Here is a 10358-nt window from a genome sequence, read left to right as displayed (position 1 = left end):
ACTGAGCCACATAAAATGAATGTTCTCCAGAAGAGCCTGTTCTATCTTACGAGAGGAATACATATTGCGCAGGTACGCATAGATGATCACCTTAAGAAGCATCCGAGGATGGTAACTGGAAGTACCACCTCCTTTGTAACTTCGCTCCAGGTCAGCGATGTCGATTTGATCAATAATCGTATTGACGATTCTAACGGGATGATTTACAGGAACCAAATCATCATAACTGGGAGGTAAAAGACTTAACTGCGACTGGTTATAGGTCTTAAATACAACTTTAGCTTTCATTACATGAAAATAATAAAAACCTCAAAATAATCCAACAAGAAAGGCTGCCTTTTCAGACAGCCTCTTCTTTTATAAAATTTTCCGAAGAAATATTTTCAATATTAATCTCTTCCCATATAAATACTAAGAAAGTAAAGCAAAGTTGCTAAAGAACCAACTGCGGCAACCACATAAGTTCTGGCGGCCCATTTTAGAGAATCTTCGGCAGCTTCATGTTCCGGTCCAGAAACCATATTTTCGGTTTCTAACCAGGCTAAAGCGCGTTTACTCGCATCATATTCTACGGGTAAAGTTATAAAACTGAATAAGGTTCCCATTCCAAACATGATAATTCCAATAAGTAAAACGGTGCTTCCTATAGCCGTAGTGGCCATTAAGATTAATCCTCCAAAAATCACCCATTGGGAAAATCTTGAGGCTATACTTACCACAGGCACCAACTGGCTTCTCATGGTTAACCAGCTATAAGCATTAGCATGCTGAATAGCGTGACCGGTTTCGTGCGTTGCCACAGCAGCGGCAGCAGCGTTTCGTTGGCTGTAAACCCCTTCAGAAAGGTTAATTGTTTTTTTCTGTGGATTGTAATGATCGGTCAACATTCCCGGTGTAGAAATTACTTTTACATCAGTAATATTGTTGTCTCGTAACATTTTTTCGGCGAGCTCTTTTCCACTCATTCCGTTTTGTAAATGGACTTTAGAGTATTTTTTAAATTTACTCTTCAGTTTATTACTCACATACATACTCACTATAAAAATGAGCCCTGCAATAATATAATATCCTAACATTTTCTTTTCTGTTTAATTAACCCAAAGATAGCAAAAACCTCGCCATTTGTATTTTCAATTAAGACTTGACATTTTAAAATAAACTCACAGAATTTTAACTGAAATGAAACTTAGACTCCAATAAAAAAATTGGTAATTAGCGGAAGATTGATTGTGAATATGTTATTTTACAATTTAAGATATTACCTATATTTGCACCAATCACTACAAAAAGGCTATGCAATACAAAAGAATACTTTTAAAATTATCGGGAGAAGCATTAATGGGACAACGCCAATATGGCATAGATCCCGATCGCCTGGCAGAATATGCCGAGGAGATTAAAGAAGTTACCGATAAAGGAATAGAAGTAGCCATTGTTATAGGCGGCGGAAATATTTTTAGAGGAGTTGCCGGGGCAAGTAAAGGAATGGATCGGGTGCAGGGAGACCATATGGGTATGCTTGCTACTGTAATTAACGGTTTAGCTTTACAAAGTGCGCTGGAAGATGCCGGAGTTCAAACCAGGTTACAATCTGCTATAAAGATCAATGAAGTTGCTGAACCTTTTATTAGAAGAAAAGCTATGCGCCATTTAGAAAAAGGCCGCGTGGTAATTTTTGGAGGCGGAACTGGAAATCCTTATTTCACCACAGATTCTGCTGCAGTTTTACGTGCTATTGAAATTCACGCCGATGTTATTTTAAAAGGAACCCGTGTAGACGGAATTTACAATGCCGACCCTGAAAAGGATAAAAAAGCTACAAAATTCGATTTTATTTCTTTTGACGATGTAATTAGAAAAGGCCTGAAAGTGATGGATACCACCGCGTTCACCTTAAGCCAGGAAAATGAACTCCCAATAATTGTTTTTGATATGAATACCCCCGGAAATCTTTTAAAAGTAGTGACCGGAGAAAGAATAGGTACAAAAGTTAATTTATAAAGATTTACGCTCAACTAATATTTTTTAAAAATGGAAGACGAAATTGAATTTATTATAGACACCGCCAAGGAAAATATGGACAAGGCAATTGAACATTTAAAGAAACAATTGCAAAACATTCGGGCGGGTAAAGCCAACCCGGCGATGCTTGGAAGTGTAATGGTAGAATATTATGGAGCTCAAACCCCGCTTCAACAGGTTGCCAATGTGAATACACCAGATGCCCGAACTATTTCTATTCAGCCTTTTGAAAAAAGCCTGATTAAAGATATTGAAAAAGGAATAATGCTGGCAAACCTTGGTTTTAATCCAATGAACAACGGTGAGAGTGTAATTATAAACGTACCACCCTTAACTGAAGAGCGCCGTAAGCAACTTACAAAACAGGCAAAAGCGGAAGCGGAAGATGCCAAAATTGGAGTAAGAAACGACCGAAAATCAGCTAACAACGAATTGAAGAAACTTGATATTTCTGAAGATTTACTTAGAGATGCTGAAAATGAAGTTCAGGAATTGACTGATGCCCACATTTCCCGTATAGATTCTATCCTGGAAAACAAGGAAAAAGAAATTATGACTATATAATAGAAAGTCATTTTCTCTTGTTATTTTAGAGGCTGTTTGAAGAATTTTAAAATCGTCATCCTGAACTGGCTTCAGGATCTAAACTGGAAGCTGAATACTCCCGAAGTTTAGGGAAAGGAAAGCTTGACGACAATAAGTTTCTCAAACAGCCTTTTTTATTTTAGTGATTAATCAATTTGTTCATAATTCAGAAAAACCTATGCGCTCTCCGTTATTGCTTATTTTTCTGTTTTTTTCCTTTAATGTTTTTGCTCAGCAAAACCTAAGAGGAAGAATTGTAAACGAACAAACCGGCGATCCCCTCGCCTACGCTAAAATAACCTATGGTGATAAAGAAGATTTAAGCAAAATAGACGGCAGTTTTTCAATTACGCTTACAAAAAATGAAACCCAACTTAGTATTTCTTATGTGGGTTTTGAAACACAAAACTTCAAAGTTTCAAAAGATGTAGAATTTGTAAGAATTAAATTGACTCCTAAAATTGAAAGCCTTGCTACTGTAACTATTTCTTCAGAAAAAAATAAAGCGAATGCAATAATTGAAAAAGCAATCGCCCGAAAGCCCGAAAACGATCCTGAAGAAAAACTGCAAAAATTCAATTTTAAAAACTATAATAAATTTATTGTAGACAATGAAACCGCCGCATTGGAAATGGCGAGCGATAGCACCAATCTCGAAATTGGCACCATTATAAATTCGGCTGCAAGTTATTTTTCAGAAAAAGTTTCAAGATTTTATTTTTCCCAGGCAGATGGTTTAAAAGAAGAAGTTCAGGCTTTAAAAACCGCCGGATTTGAAGACCCGGTGTACGAGATTTTATCGCTTTCGGTAAATCCATTTTCACTCTACGATAAAGATTTTAGAATTTTTGAAACAGATTATGCCGCGCCCTTGCAAAATTCTGCTTTCAGAAATTATTCGTTTAAAATTTTAGATACCACTACCACTTCCCGCCCCGCTTATGTAATTTATTTTAAACCTAAAAGGCAACGTGCGGTTGCAGGTTTAGAAGGGGTGCTTTATTTAGACACCAAAACATACGCCATACAGCAGACAAAAGCCCAGCTTCTGGGTGCTATAAAACTAGAAATAGATCAGGAATACAAATATTTCCCCGACGAAAATTTATGGTTTCCAAAAACTCAAAAAATCACCATTAGACCAGGAAATGGGGACCAGGCGATTTCGGTTTTTGGCGGAGTTATTTCTACAGGAACACTTCAGAAAAAAGAATCTATTCTAAATAATATTCTTGCCCCGGGAAGAAGTGATCCTAACCTGTTTTTAAATGTAACCAGCACTAATTTTGATATTCAGTTGAATTCTGAAGAGAGCTTAGAAAGCTCAGCTGAAATTTTGGTTAAAACTGATGCGAATTCCCGGGAAGATCTTTTTTGGAAAGAAAACAGAACCGAAATTTTAAGTACACAAAACAAGCTAAGTCGCCAACGAGCAGAACGACTTATTAAGGAAAAAGAAGTTGAAGAAAAAATAAGCTTTCAAAAATCGATTGCTACAGGTTATTATCCGGTGGGATTTTGGGATTTTGATCTTGGCAAATTCTTTAAATTCAATAACTACGAAGGCATTCGCCTGGGATTTGGCGGGAAGACCAACGAACAATTATCTAAAAAATTCAGTTTAAACGGCTACCTGGTATATGGCACCAAAGATGAAGTATTTAAGTATAACCTCGGGACCTCAATTCATTTAAATAAGACTACCGAAACCGATCTTAAATTCAACTACACCCGCGATATTGTTGAAACCGGAAGTTTTAATTATCTACAAGGCAAAAACGATTTTTCTATTATAGAACCACGCTTTGTAAATATTAATTTTTTCTACGAACATCGCACGTTAAGCAGTGGTTTAACCCATAGATTCGGGTCTAATTTTAAAACTGAACTTCGGTTGTCTAAAAGCAATATTTATCAAATTCGAGATTACAGCTTTTTGCTGAACGGCCAGGAATTTTCTAAATACACGCTTTCTGAAGCTACATTTTCTTTTTTATGGCGGCCATTTGCTAAATTTCTAAAAACACCAAATGCTACCAAATTAATAGAAAAAGGTTACCCAAAGTTTACGGGCCAAATCACTAAAGGAATTTCTGGAATTGGCGGAAGCGATTTTGATTATACCAAATTTGGGCTTTTGGTAGAACACGAAATAAAAAGACTTAACCAATCCCGAACCGAAATTATCCTGGAAGGTAATTATGCCACAGGCGAAGTTCCGCTTACGCATTTATTTCATTCGCTGCCAAACAGCCCCAGGCGGAAGGGTATCCTTAGGCGGTTTTCAGTAGCGGGAAGACGCAGTTTTGAAACCATGTTTTATAACGAGTTTTTTAGCGATAAGCAGGCTATGTTGCACATAAAGCATCAATTAAGACCCATAAATATTCACCGGTTAATTCAGCCAGAACTTGTATTTATTTCCCGCCACGCCATTGGAGATATTAGCCATCCCGAAAGGCATAGTATTCCGTTTAAAAGTTTAGAACAGGGTTATCATGAATTTGGAATAGAACTACAAAAAATACTTGTAGGTTTTGGCCTGGGAGCGGCCTACCGCTATGGCCCCTATAGTCTGCCTACTTTTGATGAAAATTTCGCATTTAAATTCACTTTTCATTTAGATATTTAATCCTGAGCTACTTTAGGAGTTTAAACAGCATTAAATAGGCTTCCTTTTTATACCTTTGCGCTCGCTTAAAAACTTCCCATGGCCAAGATTTTTAGTTTCGGATTCTGGAACTCAATTGCGCGATTAATTTTGCGGAACAGGATTATTATACTTTTACTTATAATCGCCACTACGGTATTTCTTTCCACACAGTGGAAAAATATGCGTTTTTCTTATACCGAAGCCAACCTTTTACCAGACGATCACGAAGACAATATTGCCTATAATGAGTTTCTAGATAAATTTGGAGAGGAAGGGAATTTGGTTTTGCTTGGCGTAAAAGATTCTACCCTCTTTAAACCGGAAAATTTTGAAGCGTGGAAAGAGCTTACCAAAACTTTAGAAGCCTTCCCTGCGGTAGATTATGCAATTTCGGTTAGTAATCTTCAGCAATTAAAGAAGTTTGAAGATCCCAGCCGATTTGAGATGGTGCCTTTTATTACTGAAGATAATCCTACCGAAGAAGAACTTCAACAATATCAGGATCAACTTTACAATGAGTTACCATTTTATGAAAACCTGGTCTATAGTTCACATTCCAACACCTTACAATCGGCTATTTATTTAAATAAAGAAATCGTTAATTCTAAAGAACGCAAAACCTTTGTTATAGATGAGCTGCAACCCCTCATTGCTAATTTTGAAGAAAAAACAGGCATAGACGTAAAAGTCTCTGGAATGCCTTACATAAGAACCTTGAATTCCCAGAATATAATTGATGAAATAGGGCTTTTTATTCTCGCAGCACTTGGGGTGACATCGCTTATATTTTTCTTCTTTTTCAGATCTATTAGAGCAACGATTATTTCTATGATCACGGTTTGCATTGGGGTAATGTGGGCCTTTGGGGTAATAGGCTTGTTTAATTATGAAATCACGGTACTTACTGCACTTATCCCGCCATTAATTATTGTAATAGGAATTCCCAACTGTATTTTTCTGATAAATAAATATCAACAGGAAATTAAAAAACACGGAAACCAGGCAAAATCACTTCAAAGAGTAATCACCAAAGTGGGAAATGCCACTTTAATGACCAATATTACCACCGCATCTGGTTTTGCAACTTTTATACTTACCGATAGCACGCTCCTAAAGGAATTTGGTATTGTAGCTTCTATAAATATTGTGGCGATTTTTATTCTCAGCCTGCTGATAATTCCAATTATCTACAGTTATATGAATTTGCCAAGGCGTAAACACCTTAAACACCTTAACAAGCGATGGATTGGCGGTTTTGTGAACTGGATGGAGCAAATGGTGAGACACCGCCGCATTAGTATTTATATAACCTCTATAGTTCTTCTGGTTGTGAGCATTATTGGAATTTACACCATAAAGATCTCGGGAAGTTTATTAGAAGATATGCCCGAAGAAGCTGAATTCTTCCAGGATATTAAATTTTTTGAAGAAGAATTTGACGGGGTAATGCCTTTAGAAATTCTTGTGGATACAAAACGTAAAAATGGCGTTTTAAAACCTGCCACGCTTAAACGCATGGAAGAACTGGAAAATCATCTCGCTGAAATTCCCGAACTTTCCCAACCAATTTCCATAACCCGGCTGGTAAAATATTCTAAACAGGCTTTTTATAATGGCGATGCCCAATATTATCAATTACCGAGTTCACAGGAACAAAACTTTATAATGCCGTACACCAAAGGATTTTCTTCAAATGAAAACCTACTCACTTCGTATATAGACAGTACGGGAAGGTATGCGAGAATTACCACCTATATGAAAGATGTGGGAACCGATAAAATGGAAGAACTGGAAGAAGACCTCTGGCCCCAGATTAATAAAATTTTCCCCCAGGAACGCTACGAAATTTCAATGACGGGTAAAGCTTTTATCTTCCAAAAAGGAACCAATTACCTGGTAAAAAATCTTATTATTTCGCTTTCCTTGGCCATTTTATTAATTGCAATATTTATGGCCTGGATGTTTAGATCGTTCAGAATGATTATTGTTTCCCTTGTTCCTAACCTACTACCCTTGCTGGTAACTGCAGGAATGATGGGCTTTTTAGGTGTTCCTATAAAACCTTCTACAATCCTGGTGTTTAGTATAGCTTTTGGAATTTCGGTAGATGATACCATTCATTTTTTAGCAAAATACAGGCAGGAATTAAAAGCTAATAATTGGAGAATTAAACGATCGGTTTACGCGGCGCTACGGGAAACAGGAGTTAGTATGTTTTATACTTCTATTGTGCTGTTTTTCGGATTTTCGGTATTTATGATTAGTAGTTTTGGCGGAACTGTAGCCCTGGGTGGTCTTGTTTCGGCAACCTTACTTTTCGCAATGCTGGCTAATTTATTATTACTTCCTTCTTTATTGCTTTCCTTAGAGAAAAATATTGCCAACAAAGAGGTTATGAAAGAACCCGCAATGAAGATTATTGAAACCGACGAAGACGAAGCCGAAATTGAAAAAGAGGAATCTAAAAATTCAGAAAGATAATCAACAAAGCGCTTGGGGAATTAACCTCCTAGTGTGATTAATAAAAACCGGCTTGCTTTGCAGGCTGAGACGGATAAATTATATTTGTTTTTTCTAAATCTAACATAAATGATACAAGCAAAAATTGCTGAAATATTAGACAGCAATCAATTTCTACAGGAATTTGAGGTGAACGGCTGGGTTCGTTCTTTTAGGAGCAATCGCTTTATTGCCTTAAACGATGGATCTACCATTAACAACCTGCAATGTGTAATAGATTTTGAGAATTTTGACCAGGACGAGCTTAAAAGAATCACCGTTGGTGCTGCCGTTTCTGTAAAAGGAACTTTGGTTGAAAGCCAGGGAAATCAGCAACGAGTTGAGATTGAGGTAAAAGAGTTTAAAATTCTTGGCGATGCAAATCCCGAAGAAGTAAAACTTACCATTCTTTCACCAAAGCGACACAGCCTGGAAAAACTAAGAGAGCAGGCACATTTACGTGTGCGCACAAATACTTTTGGCGCCATTATGCGTGTGCGATCTAAACTGTCTTTTGCCGTGCATAGTTATTTTCAGCAAAATAACTTTCATTATGTAAACACTCCAATTATTACGGGAAGTGATGCCGAAGGTGCCGGCGAAATGTTTAGAGTTAGCGCTTTAGATATGGAAAACCCGCCAAAGAATGAAGATGGCAGTATAGATTTTCGTGAAGATTTCTTCGGAAAAGAGACTAATTTAACGGTTTCAGGACAACTGGAAGGTGAAGCCTACGCGATGGGACTTGGGCAGATCTATACTTTTGGTCCAACATTTAGAGCTGAAAATTCTAATACTTCCCGCCATTTAGCCGAATTCTGGATGATAGAGCCTGAAGTTGCTTTTTGTGATCTGGACGGCAATATGGATTTAGCTGAAGATTTTATAAAATATGTACTTAAATATATTTTAGATCATTGCCAGGACGACCTTGAGTTTTTAGACAAACGTTTTAAAGCTGAAGAAGAAGCCAAACCAAAAGCAGACCGCAGCGGATTGGGATTATTGGAGAAACTTCATTTTGTAATAGATAACAACTTTAAGAGAGTTAGTTATACTGAAGCTATCGAAATTCTTAAAAATTCAAAGCCCAATAAAAAGAAGAAGTTCAACTATATTATTGAAGAATGGGGCGCCGATCTGCAAAGTGAACACGAACGTTTTTTAGTTGAAAAACATTTTAAATGCCCGGTAATTTTATTCGATTATCCCGCAAATATTAAAGCTTTTTATATGCGTCTTAACGAAGACGGTAAAACCGTAAGAGCAATGGACATACTTTTCCCAGGAATTGGAGAAATTGTTGGCGGTTCACAAAGGGAAGAGCGTTTAGACGTGCTTCAAAATAAAATGAAGGAATTAAATATAGACGAAAAAGAATTGTGGTGGTACCTTGATACTCGTAAGTTTGGAACCTGTGTTCACAGTGGCTTCGGACTTGGGTTTGAGAGACTGGTACAATTCGTAACCGGAATGGGAAATATCAGGGATGTAATTCCATTCCCAAGATTCCCCGGTAACGCTGAGTTTTAAGATATTTTAAAAACCTCACAGGCTTTCAAAACTTGTGAGGTTTTTTTATTCTTGTCTATGTCCCGTCCTGAATTTATTTCAGGATCTAATTTGATTAAAAATTTGCATCATGTTAGAAGCTGAAACAAGTTCAGCTTGACGAAAGCTTTTAGTTTATAATAACCACCTGACCATTGAAAATTAGAGAAACGCATATTGTTCCCGTAATAACTGAAAAAATCAGGTTACAAGAATATGCGGTTTCTATCTTTGCTTCCCTTCCCACCAAAAGCTCGCTTAAGAAGGCTTTAAAAAAAGAACTTATCCTTTTAGACAGGCAACCCGCAAAAACTTCAGACTGGATTAAAGAAGGTCAAAAACTGGAATTGCTTGAATCCGAAAATCCAGTAAGAAAAGTATTCACTTTAAAACTGGAAGTGATTTTTGAAGATGATTACCTGGCGGTTATTCATAAACCAGCCGGAATTCCCACCAGCGGAAATTACTTTAAAACTATTGAGAATGCTTTAGGTTTTAATTTAAATGAATCTAAAGCCAAAGATGCACTACCGGCTCCCCTACCCGTTCACCGTTTAGACAATCCAACTTCGGGTTTATTGCTTATTGCTAAAAACAAAGCGGTGCAGGTAGATTTAAACAGGTTATTTGAAGAAAAAAAGATTCAAAAAAGTTATGTTGCGCTTGTCTTTGGAAGTCTTTCTGCTTCAGTTATTTTAAACGATAAAATTGAAGAAAAAGATGCGGAAACCCACATTGAGGTTCTAGAACATTTTCAGCTTAAAAACGAAGATTTTAGCCTGGTTAAAGCTTTTCCTAAAACCGGTAGAACCCACCAAATAAGAATTCATCTTGCAAAACATAGAAATCCAATTGTGGGCGATAAACTTTATGGTAAACCTTCAAAAATCATAAAAAAAGGTGGCTTATTTCTAGCAGCCACCGGGCTTGAATTTATACATCCTGTGAATAAAAATAATTTGAATTTAGAACTTCCGCTTCCGAAGAAATTCAGAGAAATTAAGAGTTTCTCTAAGAATACTTAACAAAATTTTACCACAATCATTTA

At 36.8% G+C, this 10358-nt stretch carries 8 protein-coding genes; 6 read left to right on the top strand and 2 right to left on the bottom strand.

From position 1 onward, the window contains the following. Together BM084_RS18115 and BM084_RS18110 are read right to left on the bottom strand one after the other, a co-directional pair. Positions 1-288 (bottom strand): transposase (locus BM084_RS18115; RefSeq protein ID WP_143083685.1); only part of this gene is annotated, 288 nt, incomplete at its 3' end. A gap of 101 nt (positions 289-389) precedes the next feature. Next, entirely contained in the window at positions 390-1076 is a 687-nt protein-coding gene (locus BM084_RS18110) for a zinc metallopeptidase (RefSeq protein WP_075325114.1), read from the bottom strand. A 217-nt stretch (positions 1077-1293) separates the two neighbouring features. Here BM084_RS18110 and pyrH point away from each other — a divergent pair, with 217 nt between their 5' ends. The 6 genes from pyrH (at position 1294) to BM084_RS18080 (ending at position 10335) form a co-directional block, all read left to right on the top strand. Further along, complete coding sequence (gene pyrH, locus BM084_RS18105) at positions 1294-2001, top strand: UMP kinase (protein WP_075325115.1); 708 nt, start codon at positions 1294-1296, stop codon at positions 1999-2001. 30 nt (positions 2002-2031) lie between these two features. Next, positions 2032-2586, top strand: coding sequence for a ribosome recycling factor (gene frr / locus BM084_RS18100; RefSeq protein ID WP_075325116.1), 555 nt, complete (start codon positions 2032-2034; stop codon positions 2584-2586). A gap of 199 nt (positions 2587-2785) precedes the next feature. Then, positions 2786-5239, top strand: coding sequence for a DUF5686 family protein (locus BM084_RS18095; protein ID WP_075327865.1), 2454 nt, complete (start codon positions 2786-2788; stop codon positions 5237-5239). Between the two features lie 78 nt (positions 5240-5317). Beyond that, positions 5318-7741, top strand: a complete 2424-nt coding sequence (locus BM084_RS18090) for an efflux RND transporter permease subunit (protein WP_075325117.1) — start codon at positions 5318-5320, stop codon at positions 7739-7741. Positions 7742-7849: 108 nt separating this feature from the next. Next, positions 7850-9292 carry an asparagine--tRNA ligase gene (gene asnS / locus BM084_RS18085; protein WP_093306457.1) on the top strand — a complete coding sequence of 481 codons (1443 nt, stop codon included), beginning with the start codon at positions 7850-7852 and terminating at the stop codon, positions 9290-9292. 173 nt (positions 9293-9465) lie between these two features. Beyond that, the gene (locus tag BM084_RS18080; protein ID WP_075325119.1) at positions 9466-10335 is read left to right on the top strand and encodes an RluA family pseudouridine synthase; all 870 of its coding nucleotides are present in this window, start codon (positions 9466-9468) and stop codon (positions 10333-10335) included. Positions 10336-10358: the final 23 nt, after the last annotated feature.

The organism is Salegentibacter agarivorans, assembly GCF_900113135.1.
In the GTDB taxonomy this organism is placed as follows: Bacteria; Bacteroidota; Bacteroidia; order Flavobacteriales; family Flavobacteriaceae; genus Salegentibacter; species Salegentibacter agarivorans.
This window is presented reverse-complemented; position numbering and strand designations above follow the sequence as displayed.

Excerpts from the sequence above, each read along its gene's own strand:
- BM084_RS18110 (WP_075325114.1), bottom strand. The coding sequence starts at position 1,076 with ATGTTAGGATATTATATTATTGCAGGGCTCATTTTTATAGTGAGTATG.
- pyrH (WP_075325115.1), top strand. The coding sequence starts at position 1,294 with ATGCAATACAAAAGAATACTTTTAAAATTATCGGGAGAAGCATTAATG.
- frr (WP_075325116.1), top strand. The coding sequence starts at position 2,032 with ATGGAAGACGAAATTGAATTTATTATAGACACCGCCAAGGAAAATATG.
- BM084_RS18095 (WP_075327865.1), top strand. The coding sequence starts at position 2,786 with ATGCGCTCTCCGTTATTGCTTATTTTTCTGTTTTTTTCCTTTAATGTT.
- BM084_RS18090 (WP_075325117.1), top strand. The coding sequence starts at position 5,318 with ATGGCCAAGATTTTTAGTTTCGGATTCTGGAACTCAATTGCGCGATTA.
- asnS (WP_093306457.1), top strand. The coding sequence starts at position 7,850 with ATGATACAAGCAAAAATTGCTGAAATATTAGACAGCAATCAATTTCTA.